Annotated in this window: 18 protein-coding genes; 6 read left to right on the top strand and 12 right to left on the bottom strand. The window is 72.7% G+C overall.

All coding sequences use genetic code 11. The features are described 5' to 3' along the window. Positions 1–129 precede the first annotated feature (129 nt). From ABZ404_RS28800 to rsmI, 7 genes are all read right to left on the bottom strand, one after another. Positions 130–1,935 (bottom strand): ABC-F family ATP-binding cassette domain-containing protein, encoded by a 1,806-nt coding sequence (locus tag ABZ404_RS28800; RefSeq protein ID WP_358835928.1) that lies wholly within the window; start codon positions 1,933–1,935, stop codon positions 130–132. 293 nt (positions 1,936–2,228) lie between these two features. Continuing rightward, positions 2,229–3,158 (bottom strand): 4-(cytidine 5'-diphospho)-2-C-methyl-D-erythritol kinase, encoded by a 930-nt coding sequence (locus tag ABZ404_RS28795; RefSeq protein ID WP_358837576.1) that lies wholly within the window; start codon positions 3,156–3,158, stop codon positions 2,229–2,231. Further along, positions 3,155–4,015 (bottom strand): 16S rRNA (adenine(1518)-N(6)/adenine(1519)-N(6))-dimethyltransferase RsmA, encoded by an 861-nt coding sequence (gene rsmA, locus ABZ404_RS28790; RefSeq protein WP_358837577.1) that lies wholly within the window; start codon positions 4,013–4,015, stop codon positions 3,155–3,157. The genes ABZ404_RS28795 and rsmA overlap by 4 nt, the downstream gene beginning before the upstream one ends. Next, positions 4,012–5,349: a ubiquitin-like domain-containing protein gene (locus ABZ404_RS28785; RefSeq protein WP_358991048.1), complete on the bottom strand. Its 1,338-nt coding sequence runs from the start codon at positions 5,347–5,349 to the stop codon at positions 4,012–4,014. The genes rsmA and ABZ404_RS28785 overlap by 4 nt, the downstream gene beginning before the upstream one ends. A 141-nt stretch (positions 5,350–5,490) precedes the next feature. Next, a complete protein-coding gene (locus tag ABZ404_RS28780; RefSeq protein WP_358837101.1) occupies positions 5,491–6,363 on the bottom strand; it encodes a TatD family hydrolase in 873 nt (290 codons plus the stop codon). A gap of 30 nt (positions 6,364–6,393) precedes the next feature. Beyond that, complete coding sequence (locus tag ABZ404_RS28775) at positions 6,394–6,816, bottom strand: hypothetical protein (protein ID WP_358837102.1); 423 nt, start codon at positions 6,814–6,816, stop codon at positions 6,394–6,396. Between the two features lie 182 nt (positions 6,817–6,998). Beyond that, entirely contained in the window at positions 6,999–7,877 is an 879-nt protein-coding gene (gene rsmI / locus ABZ404_RS28770) for a 16S rRNA (cytidine(1402)-2'-O)-methyltransferase (protein WP_358837103.1), read from the bottom strand. A 96-nt stretch (positions 7,878–7,973) separates the two neighbouring features. Here rsmI and ABZ404_RS28765 point away from each other — a divergent pair, with 96 nt between their 5' ends. The 5 genes from ABZ404_RS28765 (at position 7,974) to ABZ404_RS28745 (ending at position 14,845) form a co-directional block, all read left to right on the top strand. Then, positions 7,974–9,746 (top strand): phospholipid carrier-dependent glycosyltransferase, encoded by a 1,773-nt coding sequence (locus ABZ404_RS28765; RefSeq protein ID WP_358837104.1) that lies wholly within the window; start codon positions 7,974–7,976, stop codon positions 9,744–9,746. Positions 9,747–9,865: 119 nt separating this feature from the next. Next, the gene (locus ABZ404_RS28760; protein WP_358837105.1) at positions 9,866–11,506 is read left to right on the top strand and encodes a penicillin-binding transpeptidase domain-containing protein; all 1,641 of its coding nucleotides are present in this window, start codon (positions 9,866–9,868) and stop codon (positions 11,504–11,506) included. Positions 11,507–11,760: 254 nt separating this feature from the next. Beyond that, the gene (locus ABZ404_RS28755; protein ID WP_358837855.1) at positions 11,761–12,249 is read left to right on the top strand and encodes a YbaK/EbsC family protein; all 489 of its coding nucleotides are present in this window, start codon (positions 11,761–11,763) and stop codon (positions 12,247–12,249) included. Then, the gene (locus tag ABZ404_RS28750) at positions 12,246–13,097 is read left to right on the top strand and encodes an EamA family transporter (protein ID WP_358837856.1); all 852 of its coding nucleotides are present in this window, start codon (positions 12,246–12,248) and stop codon (positions 13,095–13,097) included. The genes ABZ404_RS28755 and ABZ404_RS28750 overlap by 4 nt, the downstream gene beginning before the upstream one ends. Before the next feature lie 587 nt (positions 13,098–13,684). Then, positions 13,685–14,845, top strand: a complete 1,161-nt coding sequence (locus ABZ404_RS28745) for a serine hydrolase domain-containing protein (RefSeq protein ID WP_358837409.1) — start codon at positions 13,685–13,687, stop codon at positions 14,843–14,845. A 5-nt stretch (positions 14,846–14,850) separates the two neighbouring features. On the opposite strand, the gene ABZ404_RS28740 is transcribed toward ABZ404_RS28745, so the two are convergent. The 3 genes from ABZ404_RS28740 to ABZ404_RS28730 are packed head-to-tail and all read right to left on the bottom strand — an operon-like array spanning position 14,851 to position 17,457. Continuing rightward, the gene (locus tag ABZ404_RS28740; RefSeq protein ID WP_358837408.1) at positions 14,851–15,636 is read right to left on the bottom strand and encodes an ABC transporter ATP-binding protein; all 786 of its coding nucleotides are present in this window, start codon (positions 15,634–15,636) and stop codon (positions 14,851–14,853) included. Further along, positions 15,633–16,394 carry a cobalt ECF transporter T component CbiQ gene (gene cbiQ / locus ABZ404_RS28735; RefSeq protein ID WP_358837407.1) on the bottom strand — a complete coding sequence of 254 codons (762 nt, stop codon included), beginning with the start codon at positions 16,392–16,394 and terminating at the stop codon, positions 15,633–15,635. Before cbiQ ends, ABZ404_RS28740 begins: the two co-directional genes overlap by 4 nt. Position 16,395: 1 nt before the next feature. Further along, positions 16,396–17,457 carry an energy-coupling factor ABC transporter permease gene (locus ABZ404_RS28730; protein WP_358837406.1) on the bottom strand — a complete coding sequence of 354 codons (1,062 nt, stop codon included), beginning with the start codon at positions 17,455–17,457 and terminating at the stop codon, positions 16,396–16,398. Between the two features lie 200 nt (positions 17,458–17,657). Between ABZ404_RS28730 and ABZ404_RS28725 the strand changes: the two genes are divergently transcribed. Continuing rightward, positions 17,658–18,008 carry an SsgA family sporulation/cell division regulator gene (locus ABZ404_RS28725; protein WP_358837405.1) on the top strand — a complete coding sequence of 117 codons (351 nt, stop codon included), beginning with the start codon at positions 17,658–17,660 and terminating at the stop codon, positions 18,006–18,008. Positions 18,009–18,129: 121 nt separating this feature from the next. On the opposite strand, the gene ABZ404_RS28720 is transcribed toward ABZ404_RS28725, so the two are convergent. Next, entirely contained in the window at positions 18,130–20,352 is a 2,223-nt protein-coding gene (locus ABZ404_RS28720) for an MMPL family transporter (protein ID WP_358835803.1), read from the bottom strand. A gap of 97 nt (positions 20,353–20,449) precedes the next feature. Continuing rightward, entirely contained in the window at positions 20,450–21,025 is a 576-nt protein-coding gene (locus ABZ404_RS28715; RefSeq protein ID WP_358835802.1) for a TetR/AcrR family transcriptional regulator, read from the bottom strand. Between the last annotated feature and the right edge of the window lie 148 nt (positions 21,026–21,173).

Below are 21,173 nucleotides of genomic sequence, written 5' to 3'. Positions count from 1 at the left end.
TCGAACAGGGGGCCGGTCCGTCCCTGTTCCCAAGGGCGGACCGGCCTGTGATGCGCCTGTTATGGAGTTTGCACGTGCTCTTTACGACTCGTCACCCGTCCTCACGAGCCCCACGCGTCCCACCCGCCCCTAGGCGTCCTCGGCCAGTTCCAGCCAACGCATCTCCAGTTCGTCGCGCTCGCCGATGAGGGCGCGCAGCTCCGCGTCGAGCTTGGCGACCTTCTCGAAGTCGGTCGCGTTGTCGGCGATCTGGGCGTGCAGACTGCTCTCCCGGTCGGAGATCTTGTTCAGCTGCCGCTCGATGCGCTGGAGTTCCTTCTTCGCGGCCCGGGAGTCGGCGGACGAGGCCGCGCCCGAGGGCCTGGCGGCGGCCGGGGCGGGGACCGGGGCCGCCTCCTCGATCATCCGCCTGCGCCGCTCCAGGTACTCGTCGATGCCGCGCGGCAGCATCCGCAGGGCGGCGTCGCCGAGCAGCGCCCACACCCGGTCGGTGGTGCGCTCGATGAAGAACCGGTCGTGCGAGATGACGACCATCGAGCCGGGCCAGCCGTCGAGCAGGTCCTCCAGCTGGGTCAGCGTCTCGATGTCGAGGTCGTTGGTGGGCTCGTCGAGGAAGAGGACGTTCGGCTCGTCCATCAGCAGCCGCAGCAGCTGGAGCCTGCGCCGCTCACCACCGGACAGGTCCCCGACCGGCGTCCACTGCTTCTCCTTGCCGAACCCGAACTGCTCGCACAGCTGCCCGGCCGTCATCTCCCGGCCCGTGCCGAGGTCGACCCGGTCACGGATCTGCTGCACGGCCTCCAGGACGCGCAGTTCTGCGGGCAGTTCGGTGACGTCCTGCGAAAGATAGGCGAGCCGCACGGTCTTGCCGACCTTGATCTGTCCGGCCGCGGGCTGCGCCTCGCCGTCGGTACGGGCCGCGTCCGCCAGCGCGCGCAGGAGCGAGGTCTTGCCGGCGCCGTTCACCCCGACCAGGCCGATGCGGTCGCCCGGGCCGAGTTGCCAGGTCAGGTGCTTGAGCAGCACCTTGGGCCCGGCCTGCACGGTCACGTCCTCCAGGTCGAAGACGGTCTTGCCGAGCCGCGCGCCCGCGAACTTCATCAGCTCCGAGGTGTCGCGCGGCGGCGGCACGTCCGCGATCAGCTCGTTGGCGGCCTCGATGCGGTAGCGGGGCTTGGAGGTGCGGGCGGGGGCGCCGCGCCGCAGCCAGGCCAGCTCCTTGCGCATCAGGTTCTGCCGCTTGGCCTCCTCGGTCGCGGCGATCCGCTCCCGCTCGGCGCGGGCGAACACGTAGTCGCTGTAGCCGCCCTCGTACTCGTAGACGCTGCCGCGCTGGACGTCCCACATCCGGGTGCAGACCTGGTCCAGGAACCAGCGGTCGTGGGTGACGCAGACCAGCGCCGAGCGCCGGGCCCGCAGATGGGCGGCCAGCCAGGCGATGCCCTCCACGTCCAGGTGGTTGGTGGGCTCGTCCAGGATGATCAGGTCCGGGTCGGCGATGAGCAGCTTGGCGAGCGCGATACGGCGGCGCTCACCGCCGGAGAGGGGGCCGATGACCGTGTCCAGGCCGCTCTCGAAGCCGGGCAGGCCGAGGCCGCCGAAGAGGCCGGTGAGCACGTCACGGATCTTGGCGTTGCCCGCCCACTCGTGGTCGGCGAGGTCGCCGATCACCTCGTGGCGGACGGTGGCCTTCGGGTCCAGCGAGTCGTGCTGGGTGAGCACGCCGAGGCGGAGGCCGCCGACGTGGGTGACGCGGCCGGTGTCGGCCTCCTCCAGCTGCGCGAGCATCCGGATGAGGGTGGTCTTGCCGTCTCCGTTGCGGCCGACCACCCCGATCCGGTCCCCTTCGGAGACGCCGAGGGAGACGCCGTCGAGCAGGGCGCGGGTGCCGTATACCTTGCTGACTGCCTCGACATTGACCAGGTTGACGGCCATTTCACTCCTGAACAGGGGGCTTGGATCGTCCCCCAGGGTACTTCCCGGCGACCCGCACTCCGTGCGGTGCGGGTGCGCCCCGAAGGGGCGCGGGGAGTTCGCACTGCGTGCGGTGCGGTGTGCGCCCTGAAGGGGCGCGGGGAACTGCGCGAACGGCCCCCACCGGGCCGCGGACGGAGAACGACCTCTTGCGGGTGCAGACCGTGCGTGGCTGGTCGCGCAGTTCCCCGCGCCCCTTGGGGGCCGTGCCTCGGGCAGCCACGACCGTCGCCCGGGGCGGGGAGGCCCCGTGTTCAGGCCGGGACGACCGTTGCCCCGGGGGCCGGGGACGTTGCCGGGCGGGCGGTGCGGCAGGTGCCCGAGCTTCGCAGCGCTTCCGCGATCCTCGCGGCCGACGCCGCGTCCTCGGCCAGGAACGCCGTGGTCGGGCCGGAGCCCGAGACCAGGGCCGCCAGGGCCCCCGCCGCCGTGCCCGCCGCCAGCGTCTGCGTCAGGGACGGGCGCAGGGACAGGGCCGCGTCCTGGAGGTCGTTGGAGAGCGCGCCCGCCAACGCGAACGGGTCGCCCGCGCGCAGCGCGGCGAGCAGCGCCGGGTCCGCCTCCGGCGGCGCCGCGTCCGGAGTGAGGCGGTCGAACTCGCGGTACACCGCCGGGGTGGACAGCCCCCCGTCCGCCGCCGCGAACACCCAGTGGAAGGTGCCCCCGACCTCCAGCACGGACAGCCTCTCGCCGCGGCCCGTGCCCAGCGCCGCCCCGCCGACCAGGCTGAACGGCACGTCGCTGCCGAGCTCGGCGCAGATGTCGAGCAGCTCCTCGCGGGACGCGCCCGTACCCCACAGCGCGTCGCACGCCACCAGCGCCGCCGCGCCGTCCGCGCTGCCGCCGGCCATGCCGCCCGCGACGGGGATGTCCTTGGCGATGTGCAGGTGGACGTCGGGCGCAAGCCCGTACCGCGCGGCCAGCAGCTCGGCCGCCCGCGCCGCCAGGTTCGTACGGTCCAGGGGGACCTTGTCCGCGTCCGGGCCGGAGCAGGTGACGCGCAGCCCGTCGGCGGGCGCGGCCGTGACCTCGTCGTAGAGGCCGACCGCGAGGAACACGTTGGCGAGGTCGTGGAAGCCGTCGGGGCGGGCCGGGCCCACCGCGAGCTGGACGTTGACCTTGGCGGGGACCCGGACCGTCACGGCCTGCGCCGCCGGTACCGTCACGGCCCTCGGCGCCGTCACGGCCTGGCCTCCGCGATCCGGGCGAACTCCTCCACCGTCAGCGCCTCGCCGCGCGCCTGCGGCGAGATCCCGGCCGCGACCAGCGCCTGCTCGGCGGCGGGCGCGGAGCCCGCCCAGCCGGCGAGCGCGGCCCGCAGGGTCTTGCGGCGCTGGGCGAAGGCCGCGTCGACGACCGCGAAGACCTCCGCCTTGGTGGCGGTGGTCCGCACCGGCTCGGTGCGCCGGACCAGCGCGACCAGGCCGGAGTCGACGTTGGGGGCGGGCCAGAAGACGTTGCGGCCGATGGACCCGGCGCGCTTGACCTCCGCGTACCAGTTGGCCTTCACCGACGGCACGCCGTACACCTTGTTGCCGGGCCTGGCCGCGAGCCGGTCCGCGACCTCCGCCTGGACCATGACCAGGGTGCGCTCGATCGTGGGGAAGCGGTCCAGCATGTGCAGCAGCACGGGCACCGCGACGTTGTACGGCAGGTTCGCGACCAGGGCGGTCGGGGCGGGGCCGGGCAGCTCCTGGACCAGCATCGCGTCGGAGTGGACCAGCGCGAAGCGGTCCTTCCTCGCGGGCAGCCGGGCCTCGATGGTGGCGGGCAGCGCGCCCGCGAGCACGTCGTCGATCTCGACGGCCGTCACCCGGTCCGCCGCCTCCAGGAGCGCCAGGGTCAGCGAGCCGAGGCCGGGCCCGACCTCCACCACCACGTCGTCGGGCCGCACCTGCGCCGTCCGCACGATCCGGCGGACCGTATTGGCGTCGATGACGAAGTTCTGGCCGCGCTGCTTGGTGGGGCGTACGCCCAGCGCTGCGGCCAGTTCACGGATGTCGGCGGGGCCGAGGAGGGCATCGGGCTCAGTGGTGCTCACCGATACAGCCTACGGCCGCAGTGCGGCCACGGACTCGCCCCCCGCTGCACGTAGAGCTTCTTCGCCCGGAACGTCTGCTCGGCGGCGCTGGCGTGCTGCGGGAGGCCGCTGCCGCCGAGCGCGTGCCAGGTGCGGCCGTCGAACTGGTAGAGCCCGCCGTAGTTCCCCGTCGGGTCGACCGCGCCGGGGCGCCCGCCGGACTCGCAGTGGGCCAGTGCGCGCCAGTCGAGGTGGTCGGCGCCGCCGGCCGAGACGGGCAGCGGCTTGGTGCCGACCCGGACGCTCTGGGCGACCGGCGGGCGCACCACGTGCTCGGACACCTTCCGCGGCTTCTGCCGCACCCCGTCGACGGTCCGCAGCGCGTAGGTGACCTTGCGGAAGCCGCGCTGGCCCGGCCGGTCGACGACCTCGGTCCCGGCGAAGAGCGAGTCGTCCCTGGTCCTGACGACCCGGTACGGGATGGGCTCCTCGCGGACCACACGGCTGCCCGTGATCCGCATGACGGTGATCGTCTGGCCGTCGCGGGGGAAGGCGGAGGGCGGCACGGAGGTGGTGTCCTGGTCGCGCAGCGAGATCCCGGCCTCCTCGACGGCCTCGGCGACCGTCGCCGCGTTGGTGCGGATCGTGCGCTCGCGGCCGTCGGCGAGGAAGGTGACCTGGCGCTCGGTGCGCACGTCCAGGCCCATGCCGGTGCGGCCGATCGCCGAGGAGCGCGAGGCCGACAGATACGCGCCCTCGGCGCGCACCCCGAGCTGGCGCAGGGCCCCGTCCACGGTCTGCGCGGTGGTCCACACCTGGCGGCGCTGGCCGTCGAGGGAGAGGGCGACGGGGCGGCCGTAGCGGACGACGACCTCGTCGCCGCCGGTCAGCGCCTCGTACCGGCCGGGCGCGACGATGTCGTGGTCCCCGACGGCGACGTGCTGGTCCGCGAGGAGTTCGTCGACGTCGTCCGCGAAGGTGTGCAGGGTGCGCGGGACGCCGTCGACGGTGAGCCGTACGGCCTTGTCGTTGACGAGGAAGGCGGTCGTCCCGCCCGCGAGGAAGGCGACCACCAGCGCCTGCGGGATGAGCCGCCGCAGGGCCTCGGGGCCGGCGCCGAACAAGGCCCCGCCGCGGCGGCGGCGCCGGGCGGCCCGTCGCGCCCCGGCCCGCGGTCCCTCCTGCGGCCCGGCGCCCCGGCGCGGCCGGGGCACCTCGGCCGCCTGCGTCTCGAAGGCGTCGTACGGCGGCTCGGCGGGCGGCGGCGCGTCCTGCGCGTACGGCGGCTCGGCCGTTCTCGTCGCCGCGCGGCGGCCGCCGCGTGCGGCACGGTGACTGCCCTGCGAATTGCTCACGGCGCTCCAGAGTTCCGGCCTGTCGTCCCGTCGGGGGCGGGACATTAGCGGAGCCTTCGTCACCGTCCAAAGCGATTCGACTACGGAGCGTCGCCGCGCTACCCTGCACTCGCCCACCCGGGGCACCCGGGCCGTTATCCGTCAGTAATCGAAGGCGCGCGCCGTGTTCTCCGCGACCGCCGCGGCCAGCACGTCCTCGTGGACCGCCTTCACCGCCGCCATGGCGCGCACCGTAATCGGAATGAGATACGGCGCGTTGGGCCGTCCGCGGTACGGCGCCGGGGTGAGAAAGGGCGCGTCCGTCTCCACCAGAACGAGTTCGAGCGGGGCGACCGCGAGCGCGTCGCGCAGCGGCTGGGCGTTCTTGAACGTCATGTTCCCGGCGAAGGACATGAAGTAGCCCGCCCGCGCGCAGAGTTCCGCCATTTCCGCGTCCCCGGAATAGCAATGGAAGACGGTGCGCTCCGGGGCGCCCTCTTCCCGCAGAATGCGCAGCACGTCCGCGTGCGCCTCGCGATCGTGGATGACGAGCGCCTTGCCGTGCCGTTTGGCGATCTCGATGTGCGCCCGGAAGGACCGCTCCTGGGCGGCCATGCCGTCGGCGCCGGTGCGGAAGTAGTCCAGACCCGTCTCGCCGACGGCCTTGACGTGCGGGAGGGCGGCGAGCCGGTCGATCTCGGCGAGCGCGTCGTCGAGGGCGGCGTCACCGCCGGGCTGCCGCGCCCCCTGGCGCGACCAGCCGTCGGGGTCGCCCAGGACGATCCTGGGCGCCTCGTTCGGGTGCAGGGCGACGGCGGCGTGCACGTTCTCGTACGCCTCGGCCGTCTCCGCCGCCCACCGGGAGCCCTTGAGGTCGCAGCCCACCTGGACCACCGTGGTCACCCCGACGGCCGCGGCCCGGGTCAGGGCCTCCTCGACCGTCGTGGACTGCATGTCCAGGTGGGTGTGCGAGTCGGCCACCGCCACACCGAGCGGTTCGGGCAGGGGCGGCGGGGCATCCTTGGCGGCACTCATGGGGCCGATCCTATGAAAGGCCCCGGCCCGTCACTTCTTGTGGTGGTGCTGGAAGGGGTGCAGGAGGTCCGACAGGTGCCAGTGGTGGCCGGCCTCGGGCTCGGCCGCGGCCGTGGCGCCCGGCGCGGCCGCCGGGGTGTCCGGCTCCGGGTCGCCCCCGGACCCCACGGGCCCGGCCGGCGCCTGGTGGGTCGACTGGTGGGCGAGCCACTGCTGCACGCTGGAGACCCGGCCGGCGCGCAGGGTGCGCACGACGTGCCCGCCGCAGTTCATGCAGGTGGGCTGGGACAGCGGGGAGGGAACCCGCTCCCCGTCGGCCTTGTAGACCACGAACGACTGCCCCTTGCCGTCCACGTGGTGCTCTATCTCGTACGCCTGCTCCCAGCCATATCCACACCTCATGCACGCGAAGGCGTAAGCCTCGTGCGCCGTGGTCTCAGCGATCTCACTCATCTGCCGGCTCCCTTGTCCGCTGGACAAGCTCTTGCGAGCGCTCCTTGCGAGCGGAGGCGGGAAAGCGCCCCCGATCCATGGGACGCCTTTCGCCGCCGAAACGCATCAGGGGCTGTCGAGTGTTGGTGCCGATTTGGCCTTTCCTAGGCAAAAGCCCCGGTGCGCGGCCTGCGCTTTACTTTTTACGATAGTCCTTTGCCGTTCTCCGGTGCCTGTCGTGCCGCGTTCTTTGCCGCCACGACGGCGTCGAACACCTCGCGCTTGGGCAGGCCCGCGTCGAGAGCCACGGCGGCGATCGCCTCCTTGCGCCGCTCGCCCGCCTCCTCGCGCACCAGCACCCTGCGCACCAGCTCCTCGGCGTCCAGCTCGGCGGGGCCGGTCTCGGCCGCGCCCTCGACCACCACGGTGATCTCGCCGCGCACCCCCTCGGCGGCCCAGGCGGCGAGGTCGCCGAGGCTGCCGCGCTTGACCTCCTCGTACGTCTTGGTCAGCTCCCGGCAGACGGCGGCGCGGCGCTCGGCGCCGAAGACCTCGGCCATCGCGGCGAGCGTGTCGTCGAGGCGGTGCGGGGCCTCGAAGTAGACGAGGGTGCGGCGCTCGCCGGCCACCTCGCGCAGCCGGCCGAGCCGCTCGCCCGCCTTGCGCGGCAGGAAGCCCTCGAAGCAGAACCGGTCGACGGGCAGCCCGGACAGGGCGAGCGCGGTCAGCACCGCCGAGGGGCCGGGCACGGCCGTGACCTTGATGTCCTTCTCCACGGCGGCCGCCACGAGCCGGTAGCCGGGGTCGGAGACCGAGGGCATCCCGGCGTCGGTGACGAGCAGCACGCGCGCGCCGCCCTCCAGCGCCTCGACGAGTTCGGGCGTCCGGGCGGACTCGTTGCCCTCGAAGTAGGAGACGACCCGCCCCGAGGTGTGGATGCCCAGCGCCCGGGTCAGGCCGCGCAGCCGCCGGGTGTCCTCGGCGGCGACGACGTCGGCCCGCTCCAGCTCGGCGGCGAGGCGCGGCGGCGCGTCCGCGATGTCGCCGATGGGGGTGCCTGCGAGTACGAGTGTTCCGGTCACCCCGCCATCCTCCCAGCCTCCGGGCTCCGCCGTTCGCCCGGACCGGATCGGGCCCGGCCACGGGACTCGCACAGGCCCTTTCCCTACGATGGCGCGGTGACCAGTACTGCGCCGCAGACCCTTGAGGGCCATGACGCCGAAGATCCGCCGCCCGGCTGGCAGGACCGGCTGCGCCGCTTCGGCTACGCGGCCCGGCCGAGAACCGGCCTGCGCGAGCGGCTGGTGCCGCCCTACACCCGGCCGTCCGGCCGGCTCTGGGCGGTCCTGAACGTCCCCCCGGCGACCGCCGGGCGCCTGGTGCGCTGGTCGGGCTGGGGCGGCCCGCTGCTGGTCACGCTGGTGGCGGGGGTGCTGCGGTTCTGGCGGCTCGGCAGCCCGGACGCGGTGATATTCGACGAGACGTACTACGCCAAGGACGCCTGGGCGCTGATCAACCGCGGCTACGAGGGCGCCTGGCCCAAGGACGTCGACAAGGCGATCATCAAGGACCCCTCGTCGGTGCCGATCCCCACCGACCCGGGCTACGTGGTGCATCCGCCGGTCGGCAAGTACCTCATCGGCATCGGTGAGAAGTGGTTCGACTTCACCCCGTTCGGCTGGCGCTTCATGATGGCGGTGCTCGGCACGCTCTCGGTGCTGATGCTCTGCCGGATCGGGCGGCGGCTGTTCCGCTCGACGTTCCTGGGCTGCCTGGCGGGCGCGCTGCTCGCGGTGGACGGGCTGCACTTCGTGATGAGCCGCATGGCCCTGCTCGACCTGGTGGTCATGTTCTTCGTGCTCGCGGCCTTCGGCTGTCTGCTGATCGACCGGGACCGGGCGCGCGCCCGGCTCGCGGCGGCGCTCCCCGAGGGCGAGGGGGGCGACCTGCGCCCGGACACGGCCGTGGCGGAGGGCCTGCGCCTGGGGTGGCGCCCGTGGCGGATCGCGGCCGGGGTGATGCTGGGGCTGGCCTGCGGCACCAAGTGGAACGGCCTGTACGTCCTGGTGTTCTTCTGCGTCATGGCGGTGCTGTGGGACGCGGGCGCCCGCCGTACCGCGGGCGCGGTGCGGCCGTACCGCGCGGTGCTCCGCCGGGACGCCCTCCCCGCCTTCCTCTCCACGGTCCCGGTGGCGGTGGTGACGTATCTGGCCTCCTGGACCGGCTGGTTCATGACCGACAAGGGCTACTTCCGCACCTGGGCGCACGGCCGCGACGGGCTCTCCCCCGACCACGTCAAGCTGCCGCTGCTGGGCAGGGTGAGCCTGCCGCAGTTCGACATGGGCTGGATGCCGGAGTCGCTGCGCAGCCTGTGGCACTACGAGTCCGAGGTCTACAGCTTCCACGTCAACCTCACCGACCAGCACACCTACCAGTCCAACCCGTGGAGCTGGATCGTCCTGGGCCGCCCGGTCTCGTACTTCTACGAGAGCCCCTCCCCCGGCACCGACGGCTGCCCCTCCTCCACCACCGGCAAGTGCGCCCGCGAGGTGCTGGCGCTCGGCACGCCGCTGCTGTGGTGGGCGGCGTGCTTCGCGCTCCTGTACGTGCTGTGGCGCTGGGCGTTCCGGCGCGACTGGCGGGCGGGCGCGATCGTCTGCGGCGTCGCGGCGGGCTATCTGCCCTGGTTCCTCTACCAGGAGCGGACGATCTTCTTCTTCTACGCGGTCGTCTTCGTGCCGTTCCTGTGCCTGGCGGTGGCGATGATGATCGGCGCGATCCTCGGGCCCCCGGGCTCGGACGAGCGGCGCCGTGCGGTGGGAGCGATCGGCGCGGGCGTGCTGGTGCTGCTGATCGTCTGGAACTTCATCTACTTCTGGCCGCTGTACACGGGCACGTCGATTCCGCTCGATTCCTGGCGGAATCGGATGTGGCTGGATACGTGGGTGTGAGCCGCTGAGCGGGGTCCCGGTCCGGTAACGGGTGGGGCCGGTGTCACTGCTGTCACGTAATGTTCCTCCCAAGCAAACTCTTGAACACGTTCAAGAGACTCCTGGGGAGGGGCTGCGAGATGCGCAGTGGAGCCAAGGCCGCCATCGTCGGCGGTGTGTTCGTGGTCGTCGGCACCGGTGTGGTGTACGGCGGTTACCAGATGGTGGCCGGGGACAGCTCGTCCTCCGGTTCGCATACGCGGGCGGCGCCGGTACGGACCGGCCCGCCCAGCACCGACGAGATCACCAAGACCGCCCGGGCGTTCTTCGACGCCTGGACCACGGGGGACGCGGCGGCGGCCTCGGCCCTGACCAACAACAACGCCGCCGCCCAGACCGTGCTCACCGCCTTCCACGACGAGGCGCACGTGGGCAAGGTGACGATCACGCCGGGGGCGGCCACGGGGGCGACCGTTCCGTACACGGTGAAGGCGGAGGTCTCCTACGAGGGGAAGACCGCGCCGCTCGACTACAGCTCCCGGCTCACCGTTGTGCGGGGCGTGAGCACCGGCAAGGCGCTGGTGGACTGGCAGCCGGCCGTCGTCCACCCGAAGCTGAAGCCGGGCGGGAAGCTGGTGACGGGGGCCGCCAAGAACCCCGAGATCGAGGCCGTGGACCACCGGGGGCGGGTGCTGACCAAGGAGAAGTACCCCTCGCTCGGGTTCGTCCTGGACGCGCTGCGGCAGAAGTACGGCGACAAGGTCAACGGCACACCGGGCGTGGAGACCTGGATCGAGGGCGGCGCCGAGGGCACCCCGAACCAGACGCTGCTCACCCTGGCCAAGGGCAAGCCCGGCAAGCTGACGACGACGCTCGACGCGGACGTCCAGGCGGCGGCCGAGCAGGCCGTGAAGCAGTTCGCCGAGTCGTCGGTGGTGGCGATCGAGCCGACGAGCGGGGAGATCCGGGCCGTCGCGGACAACCGCAGGGACGGGTTCCCCGCCTCCCTCCAGGCGTCCGTGGCCCCCGGCTCCACCATGAAGATCGTCACCGGCGCGATGATCATCGCGAACGGCGTGGGCGGGGCGGACCAGCCGGCCGAGTGCCCGGCGACGGTTCCGTGGGAGGGCTACGTCTTCCACAACCTGAACGACTTCACCATCGCGCACGGCACCCTGACCGACGCGTTCGCGCGGTCCTGCAACACCGCCTTCATCAAGCCGGTCAGGCCCCTCGCCGACAAGCGCATCGCCGGCACCGCGCTCGGCCAGACCGCCCGGGACTACTTCGGGCTCGGCCAGAACAACTGGAAGCTCGGCGGTGTGAAGTCCTTCGACGGCCGCGTCCCGGACTCCTCCGGCGTGGAGACCGCCGCCTCCTACATAGGCCAGGGCAAGGTCCAGATGAGCCCGCTCGACATGGCGTCCGTCTCGGCCACCGTCATCGCGGGCGGGTTCCACCAGCCGGTGATCGTGCCGAAGTCCCTGGACGACCGGGAACTGGCCACCGCCAAGCCCCTGCCCGGCCCGGTCGCCTCGCAGTTGCAGCAGATGATGCACGCGGCGACCACCGGCAGCGGGACGGCCGTCAAGGCGATGGCGGGGGTGCCGGGGCCCAAGGGCGCCAAGACCGGCTCGGCCGAGGTGGACCAACAGGGCACCTCCAACAGCTGGTTCACCGGGTACGGCAACGGGCTCGCCGCTGCGGCCCTCGTCCAGTCCGGCGGCCACGGCGGGGACGCGGCGGGGCCGATCGTGGCGCGGGTGCTGCGGGCGGGGTGAGCGGGGAGGGGCCCGGGGGGCGCCCCGGGGCGGGGGCGCCGACCCCGTGCGGGCGGGTCCCGATGCGGGCGGCAACCCGACGCGGGCGGGGGGCGCGAGGCCGGGGCGCGGGCACGGAGCACGGGGCGCAGAGGCCCGGCGCAGAGACCGAAGCCCGGGGCACGGGGCACGGGGCACAGAGCCGGGGCGCGGAGCCCGGGGCGTGGGGAAACGCCCTCGCACGCGGCCTGGGGCTCCTACTAGCCTGCGGGGGCATGAGCGCTCAAGAATCCCCCGCCCACCCCCGGTTCGCCGAGGCGCTGCGCGCCCTCGGGCTCGACGTGGAGGTACGCCGCTTCCCGGACGCCACCAGGACCGCCGCCGAGGCGGCCGCCGCCATCGGCTGCGATGTCAGCGAGATCGTGAAGTCGCTGGTCTTCGAGGCGGACGGGGTCCCGGTGATCGTCCTGATGGACGGCTCGTCACGGGTGGACGTGGAACTCGTACGGCGTGAGCTGGGCGCGCGGAAGGTGCGGCGGGCCGGGGCCGAACTCGTCCGGGAGACCACCGGTTACGCGATCGGAGGCGTCCCGCCCTTCGGCCATGTGCGCCGCACCCGGGTCCTCGCCGACCGCGCGCTCCTCGACCACGCGGTGGTCTGGGCGGCGGCCGGCACGCCCCACACCGTCTTCCCGCTCGACCCCAAGACGCTCATCGAGTACGCGGGCGGGGCGCTGGTCGACGTACGCGAGCGCACGGCGTGAGCCTGGCGGTCGCGCTGGCCGTCCTGCTCGCCGCCGTCACCCACGCGTCCTGGAACGCGATGGCGCACACGATCAGGGACCAGCTCATCGCGTTCACCCTCATCGGCGGCGGGGCCACGGTGATCGGCGCGGTGCTCGCGGTGTTCGCCCCGCTGCCCGCGTCCGGCGCCTGGCCGTACCTCGCCGCGTCGGCGGCGCTGCACACCGGCTACCAGACCCTGCTCATGCGGTCGTTCACCCTGGGCGACTTCGGCCAGATGTACCCGATCGCCCGGGGGACGGCGCCGCTGGTGGTGACCGTGCTGGCGGTGGTGTTCGTCGGCGAGAGCCTCAACGCGTGGCAGGCGGCCGGGGTGGCGGTCGCCTCGGCGGGGCTGGTCGGGGTCGCCCTGTGGGGCATCCGGGGCTCGGGCGCGCGCCCGCACTGGCCGGCGCTGCTGGCCGCGCTGGCGACGGGGCTGTCCATCGCGGCGTACACGGTGGTGGACGGGGTCGGCGTCCGCGCGTCCGGTACGCCGCTCGGCTACATCGCGTGGCTGATGATCCTGGAGGGGCTGCTGATCCCCGGGTACGCGCTGTACCGCCGCCGCGGTGAACTGCTGGAGCAGGTGCGGCCGTACGCCGTTCGTGGCCTGCTGGGGGCGGCGCTGTCCATGACGGCGTACGGCCTGGTCCTGTGGGCCCAGACCCGCGCGCCCCTGGCGCCCGTGGCGGCCCTGCGCGAGTCGAGCATCATCGTGGGGGCGGCGATCGGGGCGGTGTTCTTCAAGGAGCGGTTCGGGGGGGTGCGGATCGTGGCGGCGGGGGTGTTGGTGGTGGGGATCGGGCTGATGCTGCGAGCGGGCTGACCCCGGGCTGCCCCCACCCCGCCCCTTCCCTAAACCCTCCGGGGGCGGAAGGGGACGAAGACACGTTCCCGGGGACTAGGCCCCCGAACCCCGTGCGGGACTACGCCCCCGAACCCCGTGCGGGGCTACGCCCCCGGGCCCCGTGCGGCCCGCGCCCCCGGGCCCCGTGCGGGGCTACGCCCCCAACCCCCTCGCGGGGGCCGCGCCCCCAATTCCCCCTCGCGGGGCCTGCGGCCCCTGCACCCCGCTTCTTCCGTCTGCGGACCGTGCTGGGTTGCTCGCGCAGTTCCCCGCGCCCCTAGGCAGCCAGGGGCGCGGGGAACTGCGCGCTCAGCCACCCACCACCCGCAGACAACCACCGGGCCCTGAAGGGGCGCGAGGAACGGCGCGAGCAACCCACCACCGGCCCGCAGACAACCACCCGGCCCTGAAGGGGCGCGGGGAACTGCGCGACCAGCCACGGCGCACCCGCAGACGAACCCCCGGCCAAAAGGGCCCCCAGGGAAGATCCGCCCCCCGCCCCCGCGTTCAATGGACCGAGACGCGTCGGCCCCGGCCCCGGCGCCGGCAGGGACAGGAGCGGAACCGTGGACGCGCAGGGATCGACGGACCCGGGGTACGAACCCGTCCGGGACGCCTTCCTCCGGAACTTCACCCACCGCGGCGACCGCGGCGCCGCCGTGGCCGTCTACCGGCACGGCCGGAAGGTCGTCGACCTGTGGGGCGGGACCAAGGACGTCGACGGGCACGCGCCCTGGGCCGTCGACACCGCCCAGATCGTCCGCTCGGCCACCAAGGGCGTCGCCGCGGCCGTCCCCCTCCTCCTCCACCAGCGGGGCCAGCTGGACCTGGACGCGCCGGTCTCCACGTACTGGCCGGAGTTCAAGGCGCACGGCAAGGACCGTGCCCTCGTCCGCCACCTCCTCTCCCACCGCGCCGGCGTCCCCGCCCTCGACCGGCCCCTCACCCCGGCCGAGGCCGCCGACGGCGTGTCGGGGGCGGACGCGGTCGCCGGGCAGGCGCCGTTCTGGGAGCCGGGGACGGGGCACGGCTACCACGCCCAGACGTACAGCTGGCTGCTGGGCGAGCTGGTGCGCCGCGTCACCGGCCGCACCATCGGCCGCTGGGTCGCCGAGGAGATCGCCCGGCCGCTGGGCGCCGACCTCTGGATCGGGCTGCCGGCGGAGGAAGCCCCGAGGGTGGGGCGCGTAGGGCCCGTGGAGGCGCCCAGCGCTCCCGGCGGCATCACCCTGCGCCCCAAGCCCGCCGTCGCCGCCGCCTACGCCGACCCGGACTCCCTCACCCGCCGTGCCTTCGGCGCCATCGACCCGCTCCCGGACGAGAACGACCCGGACTACCGCGCCGCCGAACTCCCCGCCTCGGCGGGCATCTCGACCGCCCGCGGCCTCGCCCGCTTCTACGCCGCCACCCTCGGGGAGGTCGACGGGCGGCGGCTCTTCGCGCCCGCCACCGTCGCCCTCGCCCGTACCGAGGAGTCGAGCGGCCCGGACCGCGTCCTGGTCGTCAACACCCGCTTCGGGCTGGGGTACATGCTGCACGGCCCCGCGTCCCCGCTCCTGGGCCCCGGCTCGTTCGGGCATCCGGGCCGCGGCGGTTCCCTGGGGTTCGCCGACCCGGAGTCCGGCATCGCCTTCGGCTACGTCACCAACGGCCACCAGAAGGGCGTCACCGCCGACCCGCGCGCCCAGGCCCTGGTGCGCGCGGTCCGGGAGGCCATCACCCCGTAGGCCGGTTACGCCTTGGCCGCCGCCGCCCGGGGGTCGAAGCCGAACGGCAGCTCCAGGCGGTGCGAGCGCATCAGTTCGTCGTCCGCCAGGACCTCCACCGTCGGGCCGTCCGCCGCGATCGTGCCCCCGCTGAGGATCACCGAACGGCCGCACAGCTCAAGGGCGTACGGCAGGTCGTGCGTGACCATCAGGACGGTGACGTCCAGCGCCCGCAGGATGTCGGCCAGTTCGCGCCGCGACGCCGGGTCGAGGTTGGACGAGGGCTCGTCCAGGACCAGGATCTCCGGCTCCATCGCGAGCACCGTCGCCACCGCGACCCGGCGGCGCTGGCCGAAGGAGAGGTGGTGCGGCGGCCGGTCGGCGTACTCCGCCATCCCCACCCGCTCCAGCGCCGTACGCACCCGTGCCTCGAGCTCCGCCCCGCGCATCCCGGACGCCGCCGGGCCGAACGCCACGTCCTCGCGGACGGTCGGCATGAACAGCTGGTCGTCGGGGTCCTGGAAGACGATGCCGACCCGGCGCCGGATCTCGGCGAGGTTGCGCTTCTCCACGGGCAGCCCGGCCACCCTCACCGAGCCCGCGCCGCCGACGAGGATGCCGTTGAGGTGCAGGACGAGGGTGGTCTTGCCCGCGCCGTTGGGGCCGAGCAGCGCGACCCGCTCACCGCGCCGCACCGTCAGGTCGACCCCGAACAGGGCCTGGTGGCCGTCGGGGTAGGCGAAGGCCAGCCCGCTCACCTCCAGGGAGGCGGGAGGAGCAGAAGGACCGGAAGAGGTCACCGACGTGTTCACAGAGTCCACCCCAACAGACAGATCACCAGAGCCGACGCGGGAAGCGCCGCCGCGTAACGCCATTGCGCGCCGGTCGCCGTCACCTCGTCGATGACCGGCATGGAACCCGCGTATCCGCGGCTGACCATGGCCAGATGGACGCGCTCGCCGCGTTCGTAGGAGCGGATGAAGAGCGCGCCCGCCGACTTGGCGAGGACGCTCCACGCCTTCAGTCCCCTCGCCTCGAAACCGCGCGAGCGGCGGGCGATCGACATCCGGCGCATCTCGTCGGTGATCACGTCACCGTAGCGGATCATGAAGGACGCGATCTGGACCAGCAGGGACGGCAGCCGGAGCCGCTGGAGGCCGAGGAGCAGGGCCCGCAGGTCCGTGGTGGACGCCAGGATCACCGAGGCGGCGACCCCGAGCGTGCCCTTGGCCAGGACGTTCCAGGCGCCCCACAGCCCGTTCACGCTCATCGACACACCCAGCACGTGCACCTGCTCGCCCGGCACCACGAACGGCATCAGCACGGCGAACGTGACGAACGGGATCTCGATCAGCAGCCGCTTGAGCAGGGAGGGCGCCGGGATCCGGGCGGTGGCCGCGACCGAGGCGAGCAGCACCGCGTACAGCCCGAAGGCCCAGACGGCCTCGCGCGGGGTGGAGACGACCACGATGACGAAGAGGAAGACGGCCGCGATCTTGCAGTGGGGGGGCAGGTCGTGGACCGGCGAGGCGCCCTGCCGGTAGAGCTTGTGCGCGTGGCCCGCGCCCATGTCAGACCTTCTCCGTCTCGGGGACGGAGGTGGGCGTGGCCTCGGCGGCGGTGCCGCGGCGGCGGCGCACGGCCCAGAAGATCCCGCTGCCGACGCCGATCGTCACCCCGACGCCGATCATGCCCGCGAGGCCGGTGGCCACCCGGTCGTCGCCGATGTCCTTGACGGAGTAGCCCGCGAGCGGCGAGTCCTCGGTGGCGTGCTTCTTCTCCTGGGTGTCGATGCCCTTGTCGTGGGCGACCTTCTCCAGGCCGTCGGGCGAGGCGGAGGCGTAGAAGGAGAAGAAACCGGCCAGCAGGAGGGCGGCGACGGCGAAGGCGGCGCGGACCTTGTGCGTGGACCGGGCCCCGCTGGGTACGGGCTCGGGAGCGGGGGCGTCGACCAGTTGGTCGCCGATCCGCAACTTCAGCGGGGCGTGCAGGCCGCGGGCCCCGTGGACGAGGTCGGGCCGTACGGCGATGACCGCGCCCACGGTGAGCGCGGTGATGGCCGCCTCGCCGATGCCGATGAGGACGTGCACGCCGACCATCGCGGTGAGCACCTTGCCGAGCGGGACGTCGGTGGTGCCGCCGGCCGCGTAGATCGCGGTGAAGGCGAGGGCGGCGGCCGGGACGGAGAGGAGGGCGGCGACGAAGGTGGCCGCGGTGACGGAGCTCCGCCTGCGGGGCAGCACCTTCACCAGGCCGCGGAAGACGGTGTACGCCACGACCGTCGTCACGATCGCCATGTCGGTGATGTTGACGCCGAGCGCGGTGAGGCCGCCGTCGGCGAAGAGGATGCCCTGCATGAGGAGCACGACGGAGACGCAGAGGACGCCGGTGTACGGGCCGACGAGTATCGCCGCGAGCGCGCCGCCGAGGAGATGGCCGCTGGTGCCGGCGGCCACGGGGAAGTTCAGCATCTGGACGGCGAAGATGAACGCCGCGACGAGACCGGCGAGCGGGGCCGTCTTCTCGTCGAGTTCACGTCGGGCCCCGCGCAGGCTGACCGCGATGGCGGCCGCCGCGCCGACTCCGGCTACCGCGGAGACGGGGGCGTTGATGAATCCGTCGGGGACATGCATGGGTGCTCTCCGCTGGGCCTGGATGGCTGGAACCATTCGAGTGAACCGCTCGATGATAGTCGTGCACCTGCGAACGGGTCGCAAGAGCGCACGCGCGAGATTTACCCACCGTTCTCACGCCCGGCACGCCCCCGAAAATATGGGACATTTGATGATGAAGCACCCGAGTGGTTGCACAGAGTGAGTGTGAGGAGCGACTGATGTCCCCCGCCGTCGAGGAACACGCCCGCGCGAGGATCGTCTCGGACGCCCCGCACCACCGACCGGTTCCGGTCGCTTTGCGCTACGACCCCGCCGCGGACCCCCTGACCGTGCGCTTCGCCTTTCCCGGGGGCAGCGAGTGGGTCTTCCCGCGCTCGCTCCTGGAGGCCGGGCTGCGCCGGCCGGCCCGCCGCGGCGACATCGTCGTCTGGCCCTGCGGACGGGCCCAGACCGTCGTGGAGCTGCACTCCCCGGACGGAGTAGCGGTGGTCCAGTTCGACAGCTCGCCCCTGGTCCGCTTTCTGCGGCACACCTACAGCGTGACGCCCGCGCCGAGCGGACGGCCGTAGTCGCCCCGGCGTAGCCGGACGTACGCAACGCAAGAGCCGGCCCCTACGCGTGATGCGTAGGGGCCGGCTCGCCGCACGGTCCCGTCCCCACAGGCCGTGGGCGTTGCGGGGGTTTCGCGGGTCAGACGCGCGTCAGCTCGCGGTCCTCGTCGCCGTCGGACGCCTTCGCCGCGTGGGCCTTGAGGCCCTCACCCTCGACGTCGACGTTGGGCAGGATCTTGTTGAGCCAGCCCGGCAGCCACCAGGCCTTCGCGCCGAGCAGGGCGAGCACCGCCGGGACGATGGCCATCCGGACCACGAAGGCGTCGAAGAAGACCGCGATCGCCAGGGCGAAACCGATCATCTTGATCATCTGGTCGCTGGCCCCGATAAAGCCGGAGAAGACCGCGATCATGATGACCGCGGCGGCCGTGACCACCCGGGCGCCGTGCCGGAAACCGGTCACGATCGCCTGGCCGGGACGCTCGCCGTGGACGAACGCCTCGCGCATCCGGGTGACGAGGAAGACCTCGTAGTCCATGGCCAGACCGAAGACCACGCCCACCATGAAGATCGGCATCATCGACATGATCGGACCGGGGTTCTCCACCCCGAAGAGCCCGCCGAGCCAGCCCCACTGGAAGACCGCGACGACCGCGCCGAGGGCGGCGACCACCGAGAGCAGGAAGCCGAGGGCCGCCTTGAGCGGGACCAGGACCGAGCGGAAGACCACCATCAGGAGCAGGAAGGCCAGGCCCACCACGAGCGCCAGATAGGGCAGCAGCGCGTCGTTCATGCGCTGGGAGAAGTCGATGTTCATCGCGGTCGCGCCGGTGACCAGGACCTCGGCCTTGGTCTCGGACTTGATGTCCTTGCCCGCGTCCCGGATCGACTGGACCAGGTCCTCGGTCTCCGTGGAGGACGGCTTGGACTTCGGGATGACCGTGATGGTCGCGGTGTCGCCCGCCTTGTTCAGGGCGGGCGCCATGACCTCGGCGACGTCGGGCAGCTTCTTGATGGTGGCGGAGGTGCGGTCGGCCGCGGCCTGCGCACCGCCGGACGCCCCGGCGCCGTCCACGACGATCATCAGCGGGCCGTTGAAGCCCGGGCCGAAGCCGTCGGAGAGCGTGTCGTAGGCGCGGCGCTGGGTCGTCGAGGTCGGCTGCGAGCCGTCGTCGGGCAGACCCATCTCCAGGGAGGCGGCCGGGATGGCGACCGCGCCGAGCCCGATCACACCGGCGAGCAGCACCCAGATCGGCCTGCGCAGCACGAAGCTGGACCAGCGGGTGCCCATGTTCGGCTTGGCCTCGGTGGTCGGCTCGGCCGTGGCCGCGTCCATCTTCTTGCGGGTGCGGCGCCCGAAGACGCGCTTGCCCGCGAAGCCGAGCACCGCCGGGATGAGGGTGAGCGCGATCAGGACCGCGATCACGACCGTACCGGCCGCGGCCACGCCCATCTTGGTGAGCATCGGGATGTTGACGACCGCGAGGCCGCACAGCGCGATGACGACGGTCAGACCGGCGAAGACGACCGCGGAACCGGCCGTTCCGACGGCCCGGCCGATGGCCTCCTCGCGCTCGCGGCCCTCGCGGAGCTCGGCCCGGTAGCGCGAGACGATGAAGAGCGCGTAGTCGATGCCGACCGCGAGGCCGATCATCGAGGCCAGCGTCGAGGTGGTGTTGCCGAGGTCCAGGACGTTGGCGAGCGCGGTGATGGTCGAGACGCCGATGCCGACGCCGATGATGGCGGTGATCAGCGGAAGGCCTGCCGCGATCAGCGAACCGAAGGTGATCATCAGCACGAGGCCGGCGATCACCACACCGATGATCTCGCCGGAGCCCGTCTCGGGCTTGGCCTGGAGCGCGTCACCGCCGATCTCGACGGTGAGTCCGGCCTTCTGCGCGGCCTTGCCGGAGTCCTCCAGCGCCTCGCGGTCGCTGTCCTCCAGGGCCATGCCGTTGACCTTGTACTTCACGGATATGTACGCGGTCGAGCCGTCCTTGGAGACGGCGTTGGCCTGGTACGGGTCGGTCACCGAGGCGACCTGCTTCGAGCCCTTGGGCAGCTCGGCGACGACCTTGTTCACCTCGGCCTTGCCGGCCGGGTCGTTCATGCTCTTGCCGGCCGGGGCCTTGAAGACGATACGGGCGGTGGCGCCGTCGGCGCTGCCTCCCGGGAAGCGCTCTTCCAGCAGGTCGAAGGCCTTCTGGGCCTCGGTGCCGGGCATCGAGAAGGAGCTGGCGGAAGGAGTGGAGGCGGACGCGGCGCCGAATCCGGCGAGGAACAGCAGCGCCACCCACACCAGGGCGACATAGCGGCGGCGCCGGAAGGCGAACCTGCCGAGTCGGTAGAGGAACGTGGCCACGAGGGCGTACTCCCGGTCGGTCGTTGGCTTACAGGGCGTGGATAACCAGCCCGACGACGAGAGCGGCGTACGTCAGGTGGGGCAGGTTGGTGGGGAGCTAGACGGGATCGCCGAGGGCGGGGAGGACCACGGCGTCGATGTAGTTTCCGAGGAAGGCCTTGTCGATCGGCCGGTCCTCGACGAGCTGCCGGGCGACGAAGGCGCCGACCAGCATGTGCACGACGTAGGGGAGCGCGGGACAGTCCGCGCGGACCTCGCCGCGGTCCACCGCGCGCCGCAGCACCTGGTCGAGACCGGTGATCTCCGGCTCGATCAGCACCTCGCGCAGCGCCTGGTGGAGATCGGGGTTGTCGTGGACGGCGCGCATCAGACCCCGCATCAGGGCGGAGTCCTTCTCCAGCTTGCAGTCGTCCTCAAGACCGACCAGCTCGTGGAAGTCGCGGCGCAGCGAGCCGGTGTCGATCTCGTGGAGAGCGACCGGCTTGTTGTGCCGCAGCGCCCGCGCGACCAGCTCCGGCTTGTTCCCCCACTGACGGTAGAGGGTCGCCTTGCTGGAGCGGGTACGGGCGGCGACGGCGTCCATCGTCAGGGCGTCGTAGCCGACCTCGCGCAGCAGGTCGAGCACCGACTCGTACAGCTCCGCCTCACGCTCGGCGGTGAGCCTGCTTGCCATCTTCTCGACCTCCCATCCGAACGAAACGGTTTCGTACGCACACGAGAATATCGCTGCCCCTGATCGAAACGAAACCGTTTCGCTTGTGTTCTGTGCCACAACTGTGAGGGCTCCATAAGTTGCCGCGCCCCCGTGGCGCGGAAAGCAT

The organism is Streptomyces sp. NPDC005878 (assembly GCF_040629815.1).
GTDB lineage: Bacteria > Actinomycetota > Actinomycetes > Streptomycetales > Streptomycetaceae > Streptomyces.
The sequence above is the reverse complement of the archived record's forward strand: the minus strand, read 5'-3'. Positions and strand labels throughout refer to the sequence as shown.